This is a genomic window from Faecalibacterium langellae (assembly GCF_002549775.1).
In the GTDB taxonomy this organism is placed as follows: Bacteria; Bacillota; Clostridia; order Oscillospirales; family Ruminococcaceae; genus Faecalibacterium; species Faecalibacterium langellae.
On the sequence record NZ_NMTR01000021.1, the window covers coordinates 664,777 to 686,533 of the forward strand.

The following is a 21,757-nucleotide window of genomic DNA, read 5'->3' on the forward strand; positions in this document are numbered from 1 at the left end:
ATAAGGAAAAACAGCTATGGCAAATAACAATTCCGGCAGAGATAAAAACGAAAAGGACCTGGTCTGCAGCTTCTGCGGAAAGCATCAGGACGAAGTGGAGCGCATGATCATTGGCCCGGGCGTCAATATCTGCAGCGAATGCATCAACCTGTGCCACGACCTGCTTTCCGATCAGCCGGACCAGCCCAAGAGCGCCCGTCCGGGCCGGGGCGGCGCAGGCCGCGCCAGCATCAAGCCCGCAGGAGCCGATCTGGACATCAACATCCTGACCCCGGCCGAGATCAAGGAAGGCTTGGATCAGTACGTCATCGGCCAGGACGAAGCAAAGCGTGTGCTGTCCGTCTCGGTCTACAACCACTATAAGCGCATCCTCAGCGGCAAGGGCGGCGATGTGGAGCTGCAAAAGTCCAACGTGCTGCTGCTGGGCCCCTCCGGCGTGGGCAAGACCCTGCTGGCTCAGACGCTGGCCAAGATGCTGGGTGTGCCCTTCGCCATCGCCGATGCCACCACCCTCACCGAGGCCGGTTATGTGGGCGAGGATGTGGAGAACATCCTGCTCAAGCTCATTCAGGCAGCGGACTTCGATGTGCAGAAGGCACAGGTGGGTATCATCTATATCGACGAGATCGACAAGATCACCCGCAAGAGCGAGAACCCCTCCATCACCCGCGATGTGGGCGGCGAGGGCGTGCAGCAGGCCCTGCTGAAGATCCTCGAGGGCACGGTGAGCAACGTGCCGCCCCAGGGCGGCCGCAAGCACCCGCAGCAGGAGTTCATCCAGATCGACACCACCAACATCCTGTTCATCTGCGGCGGTGCCTTCGATGGTCTGGATAAGTATATCCTGCGCCGCACCGATAAGTCCGCTCTTGGCTTTGGCAGTGCACTGAAGGATAACTCCAGCGAGGCCGAGCGCGCCCTGCTGCGCAAGGTGGAACCCCACGATCTGGTCAAGTTCGGCCTGATCCCGGAGCTGATCGGCCGTCTGCCGGTCATCACCGTGCTGGACGATCTGGACGAGGACGCACTGGTCCGCGTGCTGAAGGAGCCCCGCAACAGCCTGGTCAAGCAGTACAAGGAACTGCTGGGCATGGACAACGTGGAGCTGAGCTTCACCGACGAAGCCCTGCACGCCATCGCCCGCAAGACCATTGAGCGTAAGACCGGCGCCCGCGGCCTGCGCAGCGTGATGGAGAGCATCCTGCTGCCCATCATGTACGATGTGCCCAGCGATGCCACCATCATCCGCGTGACCGTGGACGAGGACACCGTGGAGAATGGCGAAGCTCATCTGGAATACGGTGCTGTGCGCAAGCGCTATAAAAATCAGGTCTCCCTGAACTGACGAAAAATCGCCGGATAGGGGAGAGTAAAGCCCTGTTTCAAAAGCTTTTTGCTTTTGACAGGGCTTTTTGCTTTATTATTTTTGTTTCCGTGGCCAAAATGTACTATAATATTAAGGCATGGTTCTGCGCGGAGCGCGCTCCCTGGCAGGAATGCTCCCAAGGACGCAGAACTGGTGCGATGGGTAACAGGAAGTACGATAAAGGAGTGTGTTTTCAATGGCAAATTATCTTGCAATGAATCGTGAGGAACTCACTGTCGAAAAGGCAGCGCTCGAAGCAGAGTACAAAAAATTTCAGGCAAAGGGCCTCAAGCTGAACATGGCCCGCGGCAAGCCCGGCCCCCACCAGATGGATCTGGCCATGGACCTGCTGAAGATGAACGATTACACCACCGATGCAGGCACCGATGCCCGCAACTATGGCGAGCTGGAAGGCCTGCAGGAGGCCCGTGAGCTGTTTGCCGACGTGTTCGGCGTGCAGCCCGGCGAGGTGTTCGTGGGCGGCAACTCCAGCCTGCAGCTGATGTATAACCTGATCAACATCGGCTATGTGTTCGGTTTCCCGGAGTCGACCTGCCCCTGGTCTCAGGTGGAAAAGCGCAAGTTCCTCTGTCCGGTGCCCGGCTATGACCGCCACTTCGCCATCACCGAGGAGTTTGGCTTTGAGCTGATCAGCGTGCCCATGACCCCGAACGGCCCGGATATGGATATCGTGGAAAAGCTGGTAGCAGAGGACGCTGATATCAAGGGTATCTGGTGTGTGCCGCAGTATTCCAACCCCGACGGCTATACCTACAGCGATGAGACCATTGAGCGCTTTGCAAAGATGAAGACCGCCGCCCCGGATTTCAAGATCTTCTGGGACGAGGCTTATATCGTCCATCACCTGACCGATGAGATCATCGAGACCCCGGTGCTGCTGAACGAGAGCAAGAAGTACGGCAACGAAGACCGTGTGTTCATGTTCACTTCCACCAGCAAGATCACCTTCCCGGGTGCCGGTGTTTCTGCCATCGCCTGCAGCGAGAACAGCATGAAGTATATGTGCAAGCGCTTCTCGGTGATGATCATCAGCTACGATAAGATGAACCAGCTGCGCCATGTCCGCTTCCTGAAGAACAAGGAAGGCGTTCTGGCCCACATGGCAAAGCATCGCCGCCGTCTGGTGCCCTGCTTCGATGCCGTCAAGACCGCATTCAAGAATAATCTCACCCCCTGCGGCGATATCGCCCACTGGACCAACCCCAAGGGCGGCTACTTCATCAGCCTGTACGTCATGCCCGGCTGTGCAAAGCGCGTGGCTGGCCTGTGCAAGGATGCCGGCCTGACCCTGACCGGTGCAGGCTCTGCATACCCCTACCACAAGGATCCGCAGGATTCTCACCTGCGCATCGCGCCCACGTACCCCAGCCTGGACGAAGTGGAAACTGCTTCCGAGCTGCTGTGCGTCTGCGTGCGCCTGGCCGTGGTGGAAAAGCTGCTGGCCGACAAGGCAGACTGAGCGCATTTTGATTTAAGCTGAATTTTTATCTCCTCTGTGCGGCCGCTTTGGTCGTCAGGGGAGTTTTATCGCAAAGCGGCCGGCACGACGGCGGCTCTGCGGCAAACGGACCCACCCCCGCGGAACAGCAGCGGGGCAAACGGTTCACACATGAATACGGGCTGTATTCCCCCAGGGTGCAGCTTTTGGAGGTTTCCTGAATTTTATGAAAACAAAAGGCAAAGCATGGCATCTGGTCCTCACGGTGCTGCTGATCGCAGCGTTCGTGTACACCGCCTTCTTTGGTGTGTACGCAAAGTACGGTGATGTGACCAAAACCTACATCAAGGGTGCGCAGGATATCCGCTTCGGCGTAGATATCAAGGGCGGCGTGAACGTCACCTTCGTTCCCTCGGACGGCTACGACGCCACCGAAGAACAGCTGGAAGCGGCTCAGCTCGTCATCGAGAACCGCCTCGTGGCGCTGAACGTCACCGACTATGAGCTGTATGTGGACAACAATTCCGACAGCCTGATCTTGGAGTTCCCGTGGCAGTCCGGTGAGACGGATTTTGACCCGGAATCCGCCATTCAGGAGATCGGCACCACCGCGTACCTGACCTTCCGCGAGGGCAGCAGTGCCGACGGTGAACTGATCCTGGACGGCTCCAAGATCGAGAGTGCAGCCGCCCAGTACGGCCCCGTCAGCAACGGCGGCGCATCGGAATATTATGTCTCCCTGAAATTCACCGACGACGGTGCCAAGGCCTTTGGCGATGCAACCACTGCGCTGGCAGCATCCAATGGCACCATCAGCATCTGGCTGGATAACGAGAACGTCAGCACTGCCACGGTCAACACCGCCATCACCGACGGCTCGGCCATCATCACCAGCTCTGCATCCAACCCCTTCACCCAGGAGCAGGTGGTCAAGATGGCCCGCCAGATCAACTCCGGTGCACTGCCCTTTGCCCTGACCGTGGACAGCTACTCCACCGTCAGCCCCAGCCTGGGCGAGAACAGCCTGAGCGCCATGGTGCTGGCTGGCCTGATCGCCTTTGCACTGATCGTGGTGTTCATGACCGCGCTGTACCGCCTGCCGGGCTTTTTGGCCTGCATCGCACTGGCCGGTCAGGTGGCGGCAACGCTGGCTTTCGTGTCCGGCTACTTCCCGGTGTTTGAAAGCTTCACCCTGACCCTGCCCGGTATCGCCGGTATTATTCTGGCCATCGGCATGGGTGTGGATGCCAACGTCATCACCGCAGAGCGCATCAAGGAAGAACTGAAAAACGGCAAATCTCTGGATGGTGCCCTCAAGAGCGGCTTTGCCCGCGGCCTGACCCCCATCATTGACGGCAACGTTACCATTGTCATCGTGGCCATCGTGCTGATGGGTGCCTTCGGCCCCTCGGACGGTATCTTTGCCAAGGCACTGCACTTTGTGTTCTTCGCCTTTGGTCCCTCCACCGCAGGCACCATCTACGCCTTCGGCTACACGCTGCTTACCGGCGTGCTGCTGAACTTCGTGTTCGGCGTGTTCGCCACCCGCGTCATGATCCGCGGCGCGGCTTCCATCAAGGCCCTGCGCAGCCCGTGGCTCTATGGTGCCGATAAGCCCGGCAAGGAAAAGGCCGAGAAGAAGCCCATCGACTTCGTGGGCCTGCGCAAGCGCTTCCTGACGGTTTCCTCCTGCCTGATGGCGGCCATCGTGCTGTGCGCTGTGGTGTTCGGCGTCCATCTGGATACTGAGTTCACCGGCGGTGCCATGATCACCCTGAGCTATGAAGGCAGCTTTACCATGTCCGATGTGCAGAAGACGGCTTCCACTGCGCTGGAAAACAACGGCCTGACCCTGCAGACCGGCGAGAACATCGCTACCGGCGGCCAGACCCTGAAGATCTCCATGCCCGGCACCGAGACCGTGACCACCGAACAGGTGGAGTCCCTGCTGGACAGCCTGAACGAGAGCTACCCGGACAACAGCTTTGCGCAGCTGTCGCTGAGCAATGTCAGCGCGGCCATGGGCACCAAGTTCCTGCAAAAGAGCCTTGTGGCCGTGGTGTTCGCGCTGGTGCTGATCCTGCTGTATATTGCCCTGCGCTTTAAGAACATCGGCGGCCTCACCGGCGGCATGATGGCAGTGCTGGCACTGGTGAACGACCTGATGGTGGTGTTTGGCACCTTCGTGCTGCTGCGTACCGCCCTGGACGGCAACTTCATCGCCGCCATGCTCACCATCCTCGGCTACTCCATCAATGACACCGTCGTCGTCTACGACCGCATCCGCGAGAACCGCGCCCTGATGGGCAAGAAGGCCTCCTTTGAGGAGCTGGTGAATCGCTCGGTGAACCAGTCTGCCCGCCGCACCCTCATCACCACCATCACCACCGTGATGGCCCTGGGCGTGATGTGCATCATCGCAAAGCTGTACGGCCTGGACAGCATCTTCACCTTCGCGTTCCCGCTGATGATGGGCATGATCAGCGGTGTGTACACCTCGCTGTGCGTGTCCACTTCGGCCTGGGTGCTGTGGAGCGAGCGCAAGCCCAAGGCAAAGAAAAACTGACCCGTTTCAGGAGGAACAGACCATGAAGTGTCCCTATTGCGGCGCGGAGGAATCGAAAGTCATCGACTCCCGCCCCACCGAAGACAATGAGCGCATCCGCCGCCGCCGCGAATGCCTGAGCTGCCATATGCGCTTTACGACCTACGAGATCGTGGAGACTGTGCCGCTGGTGGTCGTGAAGAAAGACAGCTCCCGGGAGCCTTTCGACCGCCAGAAGCTGCTCAACGCCATGGTGCGCGCCTGCGCCAAGCGCCCGGTGAGCTATGAATCCCTGGAGCGCGCGGTCAGCAGCATCGAGCAGACCCTGCTCAGCTCCTACGACCGCGAAATTCCCAGCGTGCGCATCGGCGAGCTGACCATGCAGGAGCTGAAAAAGATCGACGAGGTGGCCTACGTCCGCTTTGCCTCGGTCTACCGCCAGTTCGCGGATGTGGAAAGCTTCTTCAATGAGCTGCAAAAGCTCATGGGCGACCGCAGGGAACCCCAGAAATAAGGAACATCCTTCTTCGCCGGTCCTCGGCCCGAAAGGGCAGGGGGCCGGTGTTTTTTATACCAGCCGCCGGGAGAGCCATTCCAGCGTTTCCACCTGCACCTGCGCCCGGCGCAGCTCTCCGAGGGCCTCCTCTGGGGCGTTCATCTCCAGATGCCCGTCCGATGCGCGCAGGGCTGCTTCCAGTTCGGTGAAATCAGCCGTGCGCAGCAGGTGGTTCATGCCGGTGCGCATCTGGTCGCAGCGGTCGGCACCGTCGGCAAGGGCCTGCCGTGCGGTGGGGTAGTCCTGGGCACGGATGGCGTCGATGGCGGTATCCAGCTGCACCGAAATGGTGTCGGCGAATTTTTGCACCTGAAAGCTGCTGTAAAAGGAAACGGCCAGCAGCGCCGCCACGATGACAATACAGGCGTAAATGCGTTTCATGTGCTCACCTCATTGGAGAGCCGCCGGGATGGCGGCTTTCTTTTTTCAGCAGGAAATAATCCTCGGTCTCATTGCCGATGAGCAGCAAAATTTCCTCCGGCAGCAGGGTGTTGGCCTGGGCCGTACGCTCCAGCCAGGCACGGTCCTTGCCGCACCAGCGCAGGTTGTCTTCCAGCACCTGCCCGTCCAGCACAAAGGGGATGGTGGCGTTGGTGTGCTCTGCCTTCACCTGCAGGTCGGCAAGGCGGGCGGGTTCTTTTTCCGGCCGCAGCGCCACCGAGAGGGTGCCGTTCGTTTCAATGACGGCGTAGGAGACCTCGCGCGGGTCGAAGATGTTCTTGCCGCGCAGTGCTTCCATCAGGTCGGCGGTGGTGAGCCGCAGCATCCGCAGGGCGTTCTGGTCGATCTGCCCGTCCAGGATCACCGTCTTGGGCCGCCCGGAGAGAAAGTTGAAGAATTTCTGGCTGCGGAAGCTCAGCACCGACCCCAGCAGTTCCAGCGCCGCAATGAGAAACAGTGGGATCAGGCTGGAGGTGATGGGCACTTCCTCCGACTCAATGGAGATGGAGGCCAGGTTGGAGATGAGGATGGTAGACACCAGTTCTTCAGGCTGCAGCTCCCCCAGCTGGCGTTTGCCCATCAGCCGCATGGCAAACAGAACACACAGATAAATGATGATGGTGCGGCAGATCAGAAGCTTCATAAAAGACCCCCTCCCGTCCGGGCTGGAATGGAACGCGCAGCCGCCGGGCATACTGCTGTGCAAAGGAGTGAAGCACATGCAGAAGTTATCACGCTCTCTGGCCGAAAATCTTGCCGCGCTGGATGCGCTGTTTGGCGCATCTGCGGATTATTATGTCAAAGAAATCGCGATTTATCATTGCAAAGGGGCCATCGTTCTGTTTGACGGCATGGCCAGTCTGGATTCCCTGTGGGAGCTTTTGCTGGATGCCGCCAGCCGTCAGGCCCCGCCGAACCGGTCCGATGCGCAGCCGCTGACCGGGCAGGAAGCCTATGCGCTGATCTTGCACGGGTCGGCCTTTCCGGCAGAAAGCAGCCCTGTGCAGGATATGCCGGACCTTGTCAAGCGGCTGACGGCGGGCATGGCGGTGCTGCTGCTGGACGGCTGTGCCGAGGGCATCGCGTTTTCGGTGCAGGGGCTGAAGTACCGCTCGGTGGAGGAGCCCTCGGGCGAAGGCAACCTGCGCGGCTCCCGGGAAGGCTTTGCTGACCTTTTGCGGGTGAACCTGAGTCTGCTGCGGCGGCTCATCCGCACGCCCGACCTTGTGCAGGAGGTGCAGCAGGCAGATACCGCCGCCAAAACAGAATATGCCCTCTGTTACTGCAAAAGCAGGGCAGACCCGGCCATGGTGCGCCGCGTGCGCAAAACGCTGGCCGCCGCAAAACCGGAACTGCTGCTGGATTCCAGCTATTTCGTGCCGTGGCTGCTGCCCAGCTGGGCCCGGCTGTTCACGCCGGTGAGCTATACTGAGCGCCCGGCCGCCGCGGCGGCAAAGCTCTGCGAGGGCAAGATCATCGTGCTGGTCAACGGCAGCCCGTCGGCCATGGTGCTGCCGGCCCTTTTCTGTGAGAACTTTGAATGTCTGGATGACTATGCCTCCACCGCCGTGTTTGCATCTTTTCTGCGGGTGCTGAAATATGCTTCCTTCTACCTGACCGTGTTTCTGCCGGGGGTGTTCGTGTGCCTTGCGGTCTACCTGCCGGAGCTCATCCCGCCGCAGCTTTTATACAAGATCGCCGCTGCAGAGAAGGCCACGCCGCTGCCCCTGTTCGCTGAAATGCTGCTGGTCATTCTGGTGCTGGAAGTCATCCGCGAAGCCGGGCTGCGGATGCCGCAGTCGCTGGGGCATTCGGTCAGCCTGGTGTCGGCCCTCATCCTCGGGGATGCGGCCATTGCCACCGGCCTCATGAGCACGCCGGTCATCTTCGTGGCCAGTGTCACGGCCATTGCGCTGTTCGTCACGCCGTCGCTGTATGAGCCCGCCGTGCTGCTGCGGCTGGGCGTTCTGCTTGCGGCGGGCATTGCCGGGCCGGTGGGGCTGGTGGGAGCGTTTTTTGCGTTTCTGCTCAGCCTTTCCGGCACCGGCATGATGGGGGTGCCGTACCTTGCGCCGCACCCGTTCCCGCAGGCACCCCTTGCAGAGGACGGCGTCATCCGGCGCAACTACCGCCGCCTTTCCCGGCAGGGCTTCAATATCTGGCAGGACCGGAGGTGAAGTGCAGCATGAAACAGAAAGAGGTTTTTTCGGGCCCGGCACTGGGCCTCAGCGTGCTCACGGCCGCGCTGGCAGACGCCGCGGCCCCGGCTGGTTCGGTGCGCACGGCACTGCTGTCCGGGCTGCTGAACGCGGCCGTTTTGTCGGCGCTGATCCTGCTTGCGGGCGCATTCTGGCAGCGGTCGCAGGCGTTCCGGCTGGCATGGATGACCGCGCTGCCGCTTTGGCTGCTGGCGGAGCTTGCCCGCACTGTCCTGCAGGCACACGCCGTCTGCCGGGAGGAATTCCGCTCCATGGCGCTGCTCGGCGCGCTGCCGCTGCTGCTCTGGGCCGGGGGACAGCTTGCGCCCGGCAGCTGGAACGCGGCTGCACGGGTGCTGTGGTGGATGGTCTTTCTGGGCATTGTTTTGTGCCTGCCGGGTCTGCTGGGGCAGATGCACTGGGCAAGGCTGGTGGCGGCGGATGCCGCGCGCCCGGCCCGCAGTGTGCAGGCCCTTGTTTATGCGGAATACTTTTTCGGCCCGCCGCAGTGTGCAGGAAAAACGCCGAAGCACTTGCTGGGGCTGCCCTGGCTTGCTTTTGCGGTGCAGGCCGCCGCATGGCTCGGGATGGGTCTTGTCTTCGGGGCGGGTGATTACCCGCAGCGAGAGCTGCTCCGTGCCTGGAACGCGGGCGTGTTTTCACGGCTGGATGCGCTGCTGCTGCTGGTCTGGCTGGCCTGCGCGTTTTACCGGATCGGCTTTTTGTGCACGGCGCTGCGCACCTGTCTTTGCGGCACTGCCCCTGCCGGGAAAGGAGCCGCAGAATGAACCGACGCTCACGTTTCAAGCTTCTGTTCACGGCGCTGTGTGTGGGCTGGTGCTTTTTGTTTCTGCGCTGCGAGACCACCGAGAAAAGCATGGTCCGGGCCGTGTATTTGGCCCGGACGGAAACCGGCACGCAGGTGCTGCTCTGGTATCAGGCACCGGAAGCTTCGGCGGACGCCTCGGAGGCGTCTGCGGCGGTGCAGGCCGCCGGGGCCGAAGGGGACACGCTGGAAAAAGCCCTCTCTGCCGCAGAGGAAGCGCTGCCGCAGGCGGCGGATTATCGGCTTTGTGATTACCTGCTCACCACGCCCGGCGGTGCAGATGCACTGCTGGCAGACTACGAGCAGCTGGTGCTTGCGCGCAAATGCGGGCGCACCGCAGCCCGGGTGAGCTGCACCTGCCTGAGCGGAGAAGACCTTTTGAAAGCCTGTGAGAAGCAGGGCGGTTTTGCAGACAAACTCCTCGAGAAACTCAAGGCGCATTCCGCCGAAATGCCGCGGCTTTATCAGCACGGTGAGACGATGCTGCTTCCGCTGCTGTGCCGCGCGGAGGAAGACGCTGCATTTGAAAAAACAGCCCTCCTGCAAACGGGCGCAGGGCAGACAGAGCTGCCGGAAGCTCAGGCGGAAATGGCCCGCCTTCTGGCGGAGCAGCCCGGGGCAAAAACCTTCTGGCTGGACGAAAAACAGGTGAAAATTCGTCGCTGCAGCGTATCTGTGACACTGGATAAAAACGCGGTGCGCCTGCGGCTGGACGCGCAGCTGGCGGCGGGGGAACCCCAGCCCACCGAAGCCCAGCGTGCAGAGCTGGAAGCCCTTGCCGTGCAAACGGTGCACACCTTCTGGCAGCAGGGGGCAGACCTTCTCGCCCTCGGCCCGCGCAGGGCAGTGCAGGCAGGAACAAACGGAGAAATGTTCACAACAAAAAACGCCTGCCCGGAGATACGGGCAGACGTGCATTTTCTGGGGTTCTGAATGGCGCGGTCAATCGGCCGTGGGGAAGGTGACGGTGATGGTCGTGCCTTCGTCCACCTGGCTTTCCAGCTTGAGGCGGGCACCATGGATGCGGGCAATGTGCTTGACGATGGCAAGGCCCAGGCCGGTGCCGCCGGTGGCCTTGCTGCGGCTCTTGTCCACGCGGTAGAAACGCTCGAACACGCTGGACTGCGCTTCCTTCGGGATGCCGATGCCGTTATCGGCCACGGTCAGGGTGCAGTGGCCGTCGCGGCAGCAGGCCGTGGTGATCTGCACCTTGCCGCCGGGGCGGTTGTAGCGGATGGCGTTGTCGCACAGATTCTGGCACAGCTCATCCAACAGGTCGCGGCTGCCGCGCACCGGGGCGCTCTCGCCGAGGTACGAGAGAGAAATGTAGGCCCGGCGGGCATTCAGTTTCTGCCGCTCCACGCATTCCTTCGCCACGTCCAGCAGGTCCACCACTTCCATGGCAGGCGTGCTGCCGGTCTCGCTGGCGCTGTCCAGCTTTGAAAGCTGCAGGATGTCGTTGACCAGCTGCAGCATCCGGGTGGCTTCCACATGGATCTTCTGGGCAAAGCCCTGCACATCTTCCGGTTTTGCGATGCCGGTCTCGATCAGCTCCGCGTAGCCGGAAATGCTGGTCAGCGGGGTCTTCAGTTCGTGGCTGACGTTTGCCGTGAACTCCTGCCGCATCTTCTCGTTGTTCTCGCGCAGGATGCGGTCGGAGTGGATGCTCTCGGCAAAGGGGATCAGCTCTTTGTAAGGCACATTCTCCTGGATGTGGTCAAGGTCCTCGGTCATATCCAGCACCGGCTGAACGAGGGCCTTGGTCAGCAGCCCGGCCAGGATGGCGGCGGCCATCATCAGGGCAACGCAGCTCAGCACGATGGCCGGGATAGAGGAATCGTAGATGGACCAGATGGTCTCGGCGTCCTGTGCCACGCGCAAAATCTCGCCGGTGGGCAGCAGGACGGCGTAATAATAGGTCTCGTATCCCATGGTCTGAGAGTCGCGGATGTCCTTGCCGACACCGTCGGAAATGGCCTGCTTGATCTCCGGGCGGGAGAGGTGGTTCTCCATGGGCTGATCGGTGGCGGATTCAAACAGCACACTGCCGTCCTGCGAGATCAGGGTGATGCGCAGGTCCTCCGTCACAAAGTGGGTCAGCTCCTGCGGCTGCTGGTCGGTCATCTCATAGTCGGCGCTGACCAGTTCGGCTTCCTGCTCCAGGCCGGTCCAGGCCTGCGCGGTGAACGCCTTGTGAAAAACGAAGATGCACAGTGCAGCTGTGAACAGCAGCCCCAGAAAACCCATCAGAAACAGGCGATAGCTGATTTTTTCTTCCATGCTGCGCAGTTTCATTCTTCGCCAGCCTCCTCCTCATCGGTCAGCTTATAGCCCACCTTGCGCACGGTGCAGATATAGCGCCCGGCATCACCCAGCTTTTTGCGCAAGGTGCGGATGTGCATGTCCACCGTGCGGCTCTCCACCGAGATGTCGGTGCCCCACACCACCTGCAGGATGGTCTCGCGGGTCACGACAAGGTTGGTGTTTTCCAGCAGCAGGCGCAGCAGGCTGTATTCCTTGTAGGTCAGCTCCACAGGCGCGCCGTTCACCGTCACGCTGTGGCGGGCGTTGTCCAGCAGGATCTCGTGGAAGGTGAGCACGTTGGGCCGCGCCTCCGGGGCCGAGCGGCGCAGCGCGGCGCGCACGCGGCTCAAAAATTCCATGATGCCGAAGGGTTTTGTGATGTAGTCGTCCGCGCCGCAGTCCAGTCCGCGCACGGTGTCCAGCTCGCTGGATTTGGCCGTGACCATGATGATCGGCAGCCGCCGCAGGGAAGGGGTGTTGCGCAGCTTTTTCAGGATGGAAAAACCGTCCTCGCCGGGCAGCATCACGTCCAGGATCACCAGCTCCGGCTCGGCGGCGTGCATAGCCTGCCAGAACGGCTCGGCGCTTTCAAAGCTGGATACTTCGTAGCCGCTGGACTGCAGAGCATACTGCTCCAGCTCCCGGATGGCGGCATCGTCTTCGACAAGATAGATCATTGTTCCTTTTCCTCCACAATGTGATTTTCAGGGAACAGGTAGCGTTCGCGGTAACGGTCCAGGCGGCGGTGGAATTCCTCGCTCTCCTTGGTGTCGTTGCCGTGGCGCAGGTCGTTGAGGTATGCGTGGGTATCGAAGCTGTCCTGTGCCACCTCGATCTGTGCAACGGCCACATTGCTGCAGTGGTCGCACACGCGCTCGTAGTTGGTCAGGATATCTTCCAGCACGAAGCCATATTCAATGGAACAGCTGCCAGCCTGCAGGCGGGCGATGTGGTGGGCCTTGATGGCACGCACCAGCTCGTTGACCACGGCTTCCAGCGGTTCCACCTTTCCGGCAAGGTGCAGATCGCCTTTGCGGAAGGCTTCGGTGGTGCGGTTCAGGGTGTCCTGCACGGCATCTTCCAGTACCTGCAGCTCGTCGCGGGCGTCCTGCGAGAACTGGATGTCCTTGACATGCATCTCCTCTGCCGAAGCCAGCAGGTTCACCGAGTGGTCGCTGATGCGCTCAAAATCGCTGATGGTGTGCAGCAGGGTGTTCACGCTCTGGCTGTCGGCGTGGCTCAGCTCCCGGCTGGAAAGCTTGACAAGGTAGGTGCCCAGGGCGTCTTCATAGCGGTCCACCTGGCACTCCTCGTCCCGCACCTTCTGGGCAAGGGCATCGTCCCACTTGTGGGTCAGGCTCATGGCCTGCATGACGCCCACGCGGGCCAGCTCAGCCATTTCGCCGGTGGCACTGCGGGCACGCTCCACGGCCATGGCGGGGGTGTTCAGCAGACGCTCATCCAGCAGGGCAAAGCCCTCTTTTTCCGGGGAATCCGGAATGGTGAGGATGGCCAGCTTTTCCAGCACATTGGCAAAGGGCAGCAGGATGATGGTGGCCAGAATGTTGAATGCGGAGTGCACCACAGCGATGCCCCATGCCTCAATGGTGGTGTTCACGAAGGGGAAGTGGCACACGGCGTTCAGGCCGTAGAAGCCCACCAGGAAGATGGTCACGCCGATGATGTTGAAGTACAGGTGCACCATGGCGGCGCGGCGGGCATTTTTATTGGCACCCACCGAGGAGATCAGTGCAGTGACGCAGGTGCCGATGTTCTGGCCCATGATGATGGGGATGGCACTGCCATAGGTGATGACGCCGGTGGCGCTCAGTGCCTGCAGGATGCCGACGCTGGCGCTGGAGCTCTGGATGATGCCGGTGACGAGGGCACCCACCAGAACGCCGAGAATGGGGTTGGAAAAGCGGGTGAACAGGCTGGTGAACCATGCTTCGCCCTGCAGCGGCAGCACCGCGTTGGACATGGTGGTCATGCCGGTCATCAGCACGGCAAAACCGATGAGGATGGTGCCGATGCCTTTTTTCTTCTCACTCTTACACATATACAGCAAAATGCCGATAAATGCAAGCACAGGGCTGAAAGAAGTGGGCTTGAGCATCTTGATGATGAAGCTGTCGCCCTGCAGGCCGGACAGGCTCAGGATCCAGCTGGTGACCGTGGTGCCCACGTTGCTGCCCATGATGACGCCGATGGCCTGGTGCAGCTCCATGATGCCGCTGTTGACAAAGCCCACCACCATGACGGTGGTGGCGCTGGAGCTCTGGATGATGGCGGTGACGCACAGACCCAGGAAGAAGCCCTTGATGGGGCTGTCGGTCAGCTTGCTCAGGATCTTCTGCAGCTGGCCGCCTGCCTGCTTTTCCAGCGCCTTGCCCATGATGTCCATACCGAACAGGAACAAGGCCAGGCCGCCCAGCAGTGAAAAGACATTGAAAATTGTCATAGAGTGGTTCCTCACTTTTGATTTGACGTGTAGCGTGTTTTCGGTGTGTTTCTCCTGAATATGAGTATACCGGTGCAATGTAAAATCCAAAATCGAGGGAATGTAAAATCCATGTAAAGGTAAGAAAAACGTAAAAATCAGGTGCATGGCTGCGATGCTGCGCCGGTTTCTGGCGGGGTGCGGAAAAAGGGCCGGGACAATATTGTTTTTTGAGAAGGGTTCTATTATAATAAAGGAAGAAATGCTGTCCCGGCCTGCGCAACGGCAGTGCCGCCCAGCAGCGGGAGCACAGGAGGAAACGAAGGATGGGTACGTTCAACGTCTCGCTGAAAACGCTGATCGAGCGTGTCAGCATGGAAGTGGTCTATACGCCGAAGGAACTGGATCAGATCTGCGTGGAGATCGCCGAGGTCAATCGCCCGGGTCTGTTCCTGGCGGGCTACTATGATTATTTTGACAAACTGCGTCTGCAGATCATGGGTCTGGCAGAGATGAACTTTCTGTCCGGGCTGTCGGCGGAAAAACGCTATGAAGCACTGGACCAGCTGTTCCGCCAGCAGCCGCCGGCCGTCATCGTCTGCCGCAGCGAGGAGCTGACCCCCTTCCCGGAGATGCAGGAGCTGGCCCAGAAGCATGGCGTGGCCCTGCTGCGCTCCAACGAGACCACCTGCACGTTGATGGGCAGCCTGATCAGCGTGCTGAATCTGGAACTGGCACCCCGCATCACCCGCCACGGCGTGCTGGTGGAAGTGTACGGCGAGGGCATCCTGATCCTGGGCGACAGCGGCATCGGCAAGAGCGAGCTGGCCATTGAGCTGGTCAAGCGCGGCCACCGCCTGGTGGCAGATGACGCCGTGGAACTGCGCAAGGTGTCCAACCGCCAGATCATGGGCACCGCGCCGGAGAACATCCGCCACTTCATCGAGCTGCGCGGCATCGGCATCGTCAATGTGGCCCGCGTGTTCGGCGTGGGCGCGGTCAAGGTGAGCGAGAGCCTGGACCTCGTGGTCCAGCTGGAAGCCTGGGACCCCACCAAGAACTACCAGCGCACCGGGCTCGAAAACGAATATTATGACATTCTGGGCGTCAGCATCCCCAGCACCAGCATCCCCGTTTCGCCGGGCCGCAACCTGGCCGTGGTGCTGGAAACGGCTGCCATCAACAACCGCCAGAAAAAGATGGGCTACAACGCAGCGCGTGAGCTGCTCATCCGTCTGGGTCTGGATGACAAGATCGACTGATTTCCCCGGAAAAGGAGCAAACCATTATGGAACGATTCAAGCAGAAGCTGGCAGCGGCAGGCATCCCGTTCAAGGAGAACGAGCCCCTTGCGGCACACTGCACCTTTAAAATTGGCGGCCCGGCGGATGTGTTCATCCTGCCGGAAAGCGAAGCACAGCTCTGCGCAGCGGTGGCGCTGTGCAAAGCAGAGGCCGTCCGGTATTATCTGCTGGGCAACGGCAGCAACATCCTCTTTGCGGACGAAGGCTACCGCGGCGCGGTGATCGACACCACCGCCCTGAAAACGGAACTCCGCTTTGCCGACACCGTGCAGGTGACGGCGGGGGCCGGGCTGAAGCTTTCGGCTCTGTGCACTGCTGCGCTGGAACATGGTCTGACCGGCCTGGAATTTGCCTACGGCATCCCCGGCACGGTGGGCGGTGCCGTTTACATGAACGCCGGTGCCTACGGCGGCGAGGTGAAGGACGTGCTGCAGTCGGTGCGGTACCTCACCGCAGAGGGTGAAATCACGGAAGCCCCGGCGGCCGAGCTGGACCTTTCTTACCGGCACAGCGCCTTTGAAGAAAACGGCGGCTGCATCCTCAGCGCCTGCTTCCGCCTGGAGCCGGGCGACCCGGGTGCCATCAAGGCCCGCATGAACGAGCTGATGGCAAAACGTCTGGACAAACAGCCGCTGGATAAGCCCAGCGCCGGCAGCACCTTCAAGCGCCCGGCGGGTGCCTTTGCGGCAGCCCTCATCGACCAGTGCGGCCTGCGGGGCTATCGCCACGGCGGGGCCGCCGTCAGCGAGAAGCACTGCGGCTTCGTGGTGAACCTGGGCGGGGCCACCTGCGCCGATGTTCTGGCGCTGTGTGACGAAGTGCGCGCCATCGTGCAGGAAAAGACCGGGTACGAACTGGAAAAAGAAATTCGTGTTGTAAAATAAAAGGAAGGATAGACATGGAACTGTTGATCGTCAGCGGTCTGTCCGGCGCGGGTAAATCGGTTGCCATGAATGCGCTGGAAGATATCGGCTTTTTCTGCATTGATAACGTCCCGGCGGGGCTGCTGCCCAGCATCACGGCGTTTTCGGAAGCGGGCGAGAGCCAGCTGGAGCGGGTGGCGCTGTCCATGGACGTGCGCGGCTGCCGCAGCCGGGAGCAGATCGAGCGTGCGCTGGACCAGCTGGATCAGCAGAAGATCCCTTATAAGATCCTGTTCCTGGATGCCCCGGACGATGTGCTGATGCGCCGCTACAGTGAGACCCGCCGCCGCCATCCCATCAGCATTTCAGAGGGCATCCCCACGCGGGAGGCCTTTTTGAAGGAGCGCCAGATTTTGGAGCCGCTGCGGGAACGGGCAGATTACACCATCAATACGGCGCTGCTTTCCACCGCGCAGAACAAGGAGCGCATCTGCGATCTGTTCCTGCAGAACGGCGGGGCCAAGAGCGCCATGCGCCTGACGGTGATGTCCTTCGGATTCAAGTTTGGCATCCCGCCGGAAGCGGACCTTGTGCTGGATGTGCGCTGCCTGCCCAACCCCTTCTATGTGCCGGAACTCAAACACAAGACCGGCCTTGACCAGGAAGTGGTGGATTTCGTCATGAGCCACCCGGAAGCGCAGGAGCTGCTCAAGCGCTATGAGCATTTTCTGGAATATGCCCTGCCGCTGTACGTCAAGGAAGGCAAGAGCCAGCTCACCATTGCAGTGGGCTGCACCGGCGGCAAGCACCGTTCCATCACCTTTGCGCGGAAGATCGCGGAATACTGCAAACAGCTTGGTTACGAGCCAGGCGTGCAGCACCGGGATTCCACCCGCTGACAGAATAGAGGAAATATGAGTAGTTTCGCATCCCGTGCAAGGGAGGAGATCGCCGCGCGCAGCATCCAGAAGGACTGCTGCGTCCGTGCCGCCGCTTACGGCATCGCCTGCTTTGCAAAATACTTTGATGCAAAGGGCCTTGTGCTGCAGACCGAACAGCGCCAGACCGCTGCGGCGGCCCAGCAGCTGTTCGCGCGCTGCGGTGTGCAGGGCGAGATCTTTGAAAAACAGCGCCCCAGCGGCATTCTGTATGAGTTCAACATCCGTGCACCGGAGCAGGTGGCCCGGATGCACGAGCTGTTCGGCACCACCGGCAGCGAGACCAGCCTGCAGATCGACCCCCGCCTCATCCGCTGCCAGACCTGCGTCAGTGCGTACATTGGCGCAGCTTTTTTGTGCAGCGGCACGGTCATCGACCCGCAGAAGGAATATAATCTGGAGTTTCTCACCCCGCGCACGAACCTTGCGCGGGATTTTGAGGCGCTTTTGGCAGAGCACGAGTTTGCGCCCCACCGCACCCGCCGCAACGGCATCAACCTGATCTACGTCAAAGCCAGCGCCAATGTGGAGCGGCTGCTGCGCTTTATGGGCGCGGCAGACGCGGCCGAGCAGATGCACACCCTGAAGGCGTTCAAGCAGGTGCGCAACCAGACCAACCGGCAGACCAACTGCGACACCGCAAATCTCGGCAAGACGGCCCGGGCCAACGCACAGACGTTGAAAGCCATCCGCTTTCTGGAGGAAAACGATGCCCTGCGCACCCTGCCGGAGGTGCTGCAGGAAGCGGCCGCCAAGCGGATGCAGAACCCGGACCTTTCGCTCACGGCGTTGTGCAGCTGCTTTGACCCACCCGTGAGCAAATCCGGCCTTTCGCACCGGATGAAAAAGCTGGAAGCACTGGCCGAAACGCTGCGGCAGAATCTGGAACAGGAGGCAAAAGCATGAGTGAATCCACCCCGAATACCCGGCCTTTTGTCCATCTGCACATCCACACGGAGTATAGCCTGCTGGATGGTGCCTGCCGCATCGACCAGCTGATGGACCGCGTGAAGGAGTGCGGCCAGAATGCCATCGCCTGCACCGACCACGGCGTCATGTATGGCTGTGTGCAGTTCTACAAGGCGGCAAAAAAGGCGGGCATCAAGCCAATCATTGGCTGCGAAGTCTATGTGGCCACCCGCACCCGCTTTGATAAGGTGAACAAGATCGACGGCAACAACCACCTGATCCTGCTGTGCAAGAACGAGACGGGCTACAAAAACCTCATCAAAATGGTGTCGGCCGCTTTCGTGGAGGGTTTTTATTCCAAGCCCCGCATTGATAAGCAATTGCTGGAACAGTACCACGAGGGCCTCATCTGCCTTTCGGCATGTCTTGCTGGTGAGGTGCCGCAGGCCATTCTGGCAGGGGACTACGAACGTGCAAAGTCTGCAGCGCTGTGGTACCGTGACCTGTTCGGTGAGGGCAACTATTATATCGAGCTGCAGGATCACGGCCTGGAGGAGGACAACATCGTCCTGCCGCAGCTCATCAAGCTGGCCCGGGAGACCGGCATCCCCATGGCTGCCACCAACGACTCCCACTACCTGCGCAAAGAGGACGCCAAGATGCAGGGCATCCTGCTGTGCATCCAGACTGGCAAGACCATTCAGGACGCCGACAAGATGGAGTTCCAGACCGACGAGTTCTACGTCAAGACGACGGACGAAATGTACGACCTGTTCTCCATGGTGCCGGAGGCCTGCGAGAATACGGCCAAGATCGCCGAGCAGTGCAACTTTGATTTTGATTTTGGGCACACCAAGATTCCTTATTATAAAGCCCCGGACGGCATGGACAATCAGGCGTTTTTTGAAAAGCTCTGCTGGGAGGGTCTGGAGCGCCGCTATGGCCCCGACGTGCCGCAGGCCAACAAAGACCGTCTGCAGTATGAGATCGGCGTGGTCAAGAAGATGGGGTACACGAACTACTACCTCATCGTGTGGGACTATGTCAACTATGCCAAGAGCCAGGGCATCCCGGTGGGCCCGGGCCGTGGTTCCGGCGCAGGCAGCATTGCGGCCTACAGCGTCGGCATCACCGATATCGACCCCATCCGCTACAACCTGATCTTCGAGCGCTTTTTGAACCCGGAGCGCGTCAGCATGCCCGATTTTGACGTGGACTTCTGCTACGAGCGACGACAGGAAGTCATCGACTATGTCAACCGCAAGTACGGTGCGGACCATGTGGCGCAGATCGTCACCTTCGGCACCATGGCGGCCCGCAACGCCATCCGCGATGTGGGCCGCGTGATGGACATCCCGTACCAGCAGGTGGACGCCGTGGCAAAGCAGGTGCCCATGGAGCTGAAAATGACGCTGAAGCGCGCATTGGAAGTTTCGCCGGAGCTGAAGCGGATGTACGACACCGACCCGCAGGTGACGGAACTGATTGACACCGCGCTGAAGGTGGAGGGCATGCCGCGCCACGCTTCCACCCACGCAGCGGGCGTGGTCATCACGCCGGAACCCACGGACTACTATCTGCCGCTGGCCACCAACGACGGCCTGCCCGTGACCCAGTTCAACATGACCGAGATCGAAGAACTGGGCCTTTTGAAGATGGACTTTCTGGGCCTGCGCACCCTGACGGTCATCCGGGATGCGGAGACCGCCGTGCAGAAGCATCACCCGGAGTTCTCCATCCAGAAGCTGGACTACGACGACCCGGACACCTATAAAATGCTGGGGCAGGGCGACACCGAGGGCGTGTTCCAGCTGGAATCCTCCGGCATGAAGCAGGTGCTGGTGGGCCTGCAGCCACAGAACCTGGAAGATGTCATCGCTCTGATCAGCTTGTACCGCCCCGGCCCCATGGACTCCATCCCCACCTACCTGCGCAACCGCCACGAGCCGGATAAGATCAGCTACAAGACCCCGCAGCTGGCCCATATTCTGGACGTGACCAACGGCTGCATCGTCTATCAGGAACAGGTCATGCAGATCTTCCGCGAGCTGGCGGGCTTCTCCTTCGGGCAGGCAGACAATGTCCGCCGCGCCATGAGCAAGAAGAAACACGCCGTCATGGAAGCAGAGCGTGAGCATTTTGTCCATGGCTGCACCGACCCGGGCAACGAGTGCCCCGGCTGTGTGGCAAACGGCATTTCGGAACAGGTGGCGAACGAAATTTACGACGAAATGTCCAGTTTTGCCTCCTATGCCTTCAACAAGAGCCACGCCGCCTGCTATGCCTACGTCGCATTCCAGACGGCCTACCTCAAGTGCCATTACCCCAGCGAGTTCATGGCGGCACTGCTGACCAGCGTGCTGGATAACACCGATAAGGTCATTGAGTATTCCGGCGAGTGCGCCCGCCTTGGCATCAAGGTGCTGCCGCCGGATGTGAACGTCTCGAACGGCGGCTTCACGGCGGATGACAAGGGCCAGATTCGTTTTGGCCTGAATGCGGTCAAAAACGTGGGCCGCAATCTGATCGAAAACGTGGTTGCAGAGCGGAAAAACAAGCCCTACACCAGCCTCTATGATTTCTGCAAGCGGATGCACGGCAACGAGCTGAACCGCCGGGCCGTGGAGTGCCTCATCAAAGCCGGTGCCTTCGACCGCATGGGCAACAACCGCCACAGCCATGTGGAAGCGGTGGAAGGCATCCTGAAAAGCATCGAGACCGACTCCCGTCGCAACCTGGACGGCCAGCTGGACCTGTTCTCGGTCATGAGCGGGGGAGCGCAGGACGACGCCTCCGAAGACACTTACGAGATCAAGCAGCTGCCGGAATACAGCCACAAGGAGCTGCTGCAGCAGGAAAAAGAGGTCAGCGGCCTGTACCTGTCCGGCCACCCGCTGGACGCCTACCGGGAGCAGTCGGCAAAGGTGGCGTCCCACACCATCAAGGCGCTCACCGGCGAGGACGCCCATGTGAAGGACGGCGAACGGGTGCGCATCGTGTGTGCAGTGGTCAAAAACCGCATGATGACCACCAAATCCAACAGCATGATGGCCTTTACCAGTGTGGAAGATCTGACCGGCACCATGGAAGTCATCGTCTTCCCGAAGGTTCTGGACCTGTTCCGGGATGCGCTGCGGGAAAATGCGGTCGTCGTCATTGATGGCCGCCTGTCGGTGCGCGAGGACGAAGCGTCCAAGCTGTTGGCGGACAGCATCGTTCCCATTGAAAACTATGACCCCTCCAGCCCGGACCACGGCCGGCAGGACCCGCTGCAGACTGCTGCGAAAAAGGTCTATATCCGTCTGCCGTCCCGCGAGAGCAGGGAATATGCCAAGGTGGTAAACCTTTTGTCCATCTTCGACGGCGACATCCCGGTGATCCTCTGCATGAAGGACTCCGGCAAGCGTCTGGCAGCGCCCCGGCGGCTGTACACTTCGGGGCATCCGCTGTTCTTCAAAGAGCTGGAAAGACTGGTCGGTGCCGAGAATGTTGCAACAAAATGACATTTCTGTGCACGAATAGCGACAGACTGGCTGTTTTCAAATGCCGCCGAGTGTGATATAATTATCAAAGGCGAGTTTAAGGTATCTAAAATATCTTTGAGCAAA

17 protein-coding genes are annotated in these 21,757 nt (G+C 60.5%); 12 read left to right on the forward strand and 5 right to left on the reverse strand.

Features of this window, described 5'->3' with window-relative positions:
- The first annotated feature begins 16 nt into the window (after nucleotides 1–16).
- From clpX to nrdR, 4 genes are all read left to right on the forward strand, one after another.
- Nucleotides 17–1,345 carry an ATP-dependent Clp protease ATP-binding subunit ClpX gene (gene clpX, locus CGS49_RS11660; RefSeq protein WP_097801971.1) on the forward strand — a complete coding sequence of 443 codons (1,329 nt, stop codon included), beginning with the start codon at nucleotides 17–19 and terminating at the stop codon, nucleotides 1,343–1,345.
- 217 nt (nucleotides 1,346–1,562) lie between these two features.
- Nucleotides 1,563–2,846, forward strand: a complete 1,284-nt coding sequence (locus tag CGS49_RS11665) for an aspartate aminotransferase type Ic (protein ID WP_097801972.1) — start codon at nucleotides 1,563–1,565, stop codon at nucleotides 2,844–2,846.
- Nucleotides 2,847–3,051: 205 nt separating this feature from the next.
- On the forward strand, nucleotides 3,052–5,391 hold the full coding sequence (gene secF / locus CGS49_RS11670; RefSeq protein WP_097801973.1) for a protein translocase subunit SecF: 2,340 nt from the start codon (nucleotides 3,052–3,054) through the stop codon (nucleotides 5,389–5,391).
- A gap of 22 nt (nucleotides 5,392–5,413) precedes the next feature.
- The gene (nrdR, locus tag CGS49_RS11675) at nucleotides 5,414–5,884 is read left to right on the forward strand and encodes a transcriptional regulator NrdR (RefSeq protein WP_097801974.1); all 471 of its coding nucleotides are present in this window, start codon (nucleotides 5,414–5,416) and stop codon (nucleotides 5,882–5,884) included.
- A 54-nt stretch (nucleotides 5,885–5,938) separates the two neighbouring features.
- Here the strand turns inward: nrdR and CGS49_RS11680 are convergent, their stop codons facing one another.
- Both CGS49_RS11680 and CGS49_RS11685 read right to left on the reverse strand, forming a co-directional pair.
- Nucleotides 5,939–6,307, reverse strand: coding sequence for a DUF4363 family protein (locus tag CGS49_RS11680; protein WP_097801975.1), 369 nt, complete (start codon nucleotides 6,305–6,307; stop codon nucleotides 5,939–5,941).
- A gap of 4 nt (nucleotides 6,308–6,311) precedes the next feature.
- Nucleotides 6,312–7,010, reverse strand: coding sequence for a DUF421 domain-containing protein (locus tag CGS49_RS11685; protein WP_097801976.1), 699 nt, complete (start codon nucleotides 7,008–7,010; stop codon nucleotides 6,312–6,314).
- A gap of 76 nt (nucleotides 7,011–7,086) precedes the next feature.
- Between CGS49_RS11685 and CGS49_RS11690 the strand changes: the two genes are divergently transcribed.
- The 3 genes from CGS49_RS11690 to CGS49_RS11700 are packed head-to-tail and all read left to right on the forward strand — an operon-like array spanning nucleotide 7,087 to nucleotide 10,324.
- Nucleotides 7,087–8,544 carry a spore germination protein gene (locus CGS49_RS11690; RefSeq protein WP_097801977.1) on the forward strand — a complete coding sequence of 486 codons (1,458 nt, stop codon included), beginning with the start codon at nucleotides 7,087–7,089 and terminating at the stop codon, nucleotides 8,542–8,544.
- Between the two features lie 8 nt (nucleotides 8,545–8,552).
- Nucleotides 8,553–9,353, forward strand: coding sequence for a hypothetical protein (locus CGS49_RS11695; RefSeq protein ID WP_097801978.1), 801 nt, complete (start codon nucleotides 8,553–8,555; stop codon nucleotides 9,351–9,353).
- Complete coding sequence (locus CGS49_RS11700) at nucleotides 9,350–10,324, forward strand: hypothetical protein (RefSeq protein WP_097801979.1); 975 nt, start codon at nucleotides 9,350–9,352, stop codon at nucleotides 10,322–10,324. The genes CGS49_RS11695 and CGS49_RS11700 overlap by 4 nt, the downstream gene beginning before the upstream one ends.
- A 9-nt stretch (nucleotides 10,325–10,333) precedes the next feature.
- Here the strand turns inward: CGS49_RS11700 and CGS49_RS11705 are convergent, their stop codons facing one another.
- From CGS49_RS11705 to CGS49_RS11715, 3 genes are read right to left on the reverse strand one after another with little or no spacing between them, the layout of a single operon-like run.
- A complete protein-coding gene (locus CGS49_RS11705) occupies nucleotides 10,334–11,686 on the reverse strand; it encodes a sensor histidine kinase (RefSeq protein ID WP_097801980.1) in 1,353 nt (450 codons plus the stop codon).
- The gene (locus CGS49_RS11710; RefSeq protein ID WP_097801981.1) at nucleotides 11,683–12,372 is read right to left on the reverse strand and encodes a response regulator transcription factor; all 690 of its coding nucleotides are present in this window, start codon (nucleotides 12,370–12,372) and stop codon (nucleotides 11,683–11,685) included. Before CGS49_RS11710 ends, CGS49_RS11705 begins: the two co-directional genes overlap by 4 nt.
- Nucleotides 12,369–14,156, reverse strand: a complete 1,788-nt coding sequence (locus CGS49_RS11715) for a Na/Pi cotransporter family protein (protein WP_097801982.1) — start codon at nucleotides 14,154–14,156, stop codon at nucleotides 12,369–12,371. Before CGS49_RS11715 ends, CGS49_RS11710 begins: the two co-directional genes overlap by 4 nt.
- Before the next feature lie 305 nt (nucleotides 14,157–14,461).
- Here CGS49_RS11715 and hprK point away from each other — a divergent pair, with 305 nt between their 5' ends.
- From hprK to CGS49_RS11740, 5 genes are read left to right on the forward strand one after another with little or no spacing between them, the layout of a single operon-like run.
- Nucleotides 14,462–15,397, forward strand: coding sequence for an HPr(Ser) kinase/phosphatase (hprK, locus tag CGS49_RS11720; protein ID WP_097801983.1), 936 nt, complete (start codon nucleotides 14,462–14,464; stop codon nucleotides 15,395–15,397).
- 26 nt (nucleotides 15,398–15,423) lie between these two features.
- Nucleotides 15,424–16,323 (forward strand): UDP-N-acetylmuramate dehydrogenase, encoded by a 900-nt coding sequence (gene murB / locus CGS49_RS11725; RefSeq protein ID WP_097801984.1) that lies wholly within the window; start codon nucleotides 15,424–15,426, stop codon nucleotides 16,321–16,323.
- 14 nt (nucleotides 16,324–16,337) lie between these two features.
- Complete coding sequence (rapZ, locus tag CGS49_RS11730; RefSeq protein ID WP_097801985.1) at nucleotides 16,338–17,201, forward strand: RNase adapter RapZ; 864 nt, start codon at nucleotides 16,338–16,340, stop codon at nucleotides 17,199–17,201.
- A gap of 15 nt (nucleotides 17,202–17,216) precedes the next feature.
- A complete protein-coding gene (gene whiA / locus CGS49_RS11735) occupies nucleotides 17,217–18,146 on the forward strand; it encodes a DNA-binding protein WhiA (protein ID WP_097801986.1) in 930 nt (309 codons plus the stop codon).
- A complete protein-coding gene (locus tag CGS49_RS11740) occupies nucleotides 18,143–21,652 on the forward strand; it encodes a DNA polymerase III subunit alpha (RefSeq protein ID WP_097801987.1) in 3,510 nt (1,169 codons plus the stop codon). The genes whiA and CGS49_RS11740 overlap by 4 nt, the downstream gene beginning before the upstream one ends.
- Nucleotides 21,653–21,757: the final 105 nt, after the last annotated feature.

Coding starts and splice junctions, on each gene's coding strand:
- clpX (WP_097801971.1), top strand. CDS start 17: ATGGCAAATAACAATTCCGGCAGAGATAAAAACGAAAAGGACCTGGTC.
- CGS49_RS11665 (WP_097801972.1), top strand. CDS start 1,563: ATGGCAAATTATCTTGCAATGAATCGTGAGGAACTCACTGTCGAAAAG.
- secF (WP_097801973.1), top strand. CDS start 3,052: ATGAAAACAAAAGGCAAAGCATGGCATCTGGTCCTCACGGTGCTGCTG.
- nrdR (WP_097801974.1), top strand. CDS start 5,414: ATGAAGTGTCCCTATTGCGGCGCGGAGGAATCGAAAGTCATCGACTCC.
- CGS49_RS11680 (WP_097801975.1), bottom strand. CDS start 6,307: ATGAAACGCATTTACGCCTGTATTGTCATCGTGGCGGCGCTGCTGGCC.
- CGS49_RS11685 (WP_097801976.1), bottom strand. CDS start 7,010: ATGAAGCTTCTGATCTGCCGCACCATCATCATTTATCTGTGTGTTCTG.
- CGS49_RS11690 (WP_097801977.1), top strand. CDS start 7,087: ATGCAGAAGTTATCACGCTCTCTGGCCGAAAATCTTGCCGCGCTGGAT.
- CGS49_RS11695 (WP_097801978.1), top strand. CDS start 8,553: ATGAAACAGAAAGAGGTTTTTTCGGGCCCGGCACTGGGCCTCAGCGTG.
- CGS49_RS11700 (WP_097801979.1), top strand. CDS start 9,350: ATGAACCGACGCTCACGTTTCAAGCTTCTGTTCACGGCGCTGTGTGTG.
- CGS49_RS11705 (WP_097801980.1), bottom strand. CDS start 11,686: ATGAAACTGCGCAGCATGGAAGAAAAAATCAGCTATCGCCTGTTTCTG.
- CGS49_RS11710 (WP_097801981.1), bottom strand. CDS start 12,372: ATGATCTATCTTGTCGAAGACGATGCCGCCATCCGGGAGCTGGAGCAG.
- CGS49_RS11715 (WP_097801982.1), bottom strand. CDS start 14,156: ATGACAATTTTCAATGTCTTTTCACTGCTGGGCGGCCTGGCCTTGTTC.
- hprK (WP_097801983.1), top strand. CDS start 14,462: ATGGGTACGTTCAACGTCTCGCTGAAAACGCTGATCGAGCGTGTCAGC.
- murB (WP_097801984.1), top strand. CDS start 15,424: ATGGAACGATTCAAGCAGAAGCTGGCAGCGGCAGGCATCCCGTTCAAG.
- rapZ (WP_097801985.1), top strand. CDS start 16,338: ATGGAACTGTTGATCGTCAGCGGTCTGTCCGGCGCGGGTAAATCGGTT.
- whiA (WP_097801986.1), top strand. CDS start 17,217: ATGAGTAGTTTCGCATCCCGTGCAAGGGAGGAGATCGCCGCGCGCAGC.
- CGS49_RS11740 (WP_097801987.1), top strand. CDS start 18,143: ATGAGTGAATCCACCCCGAATACCCGGCCTTTTGTCCATCTGCACATC.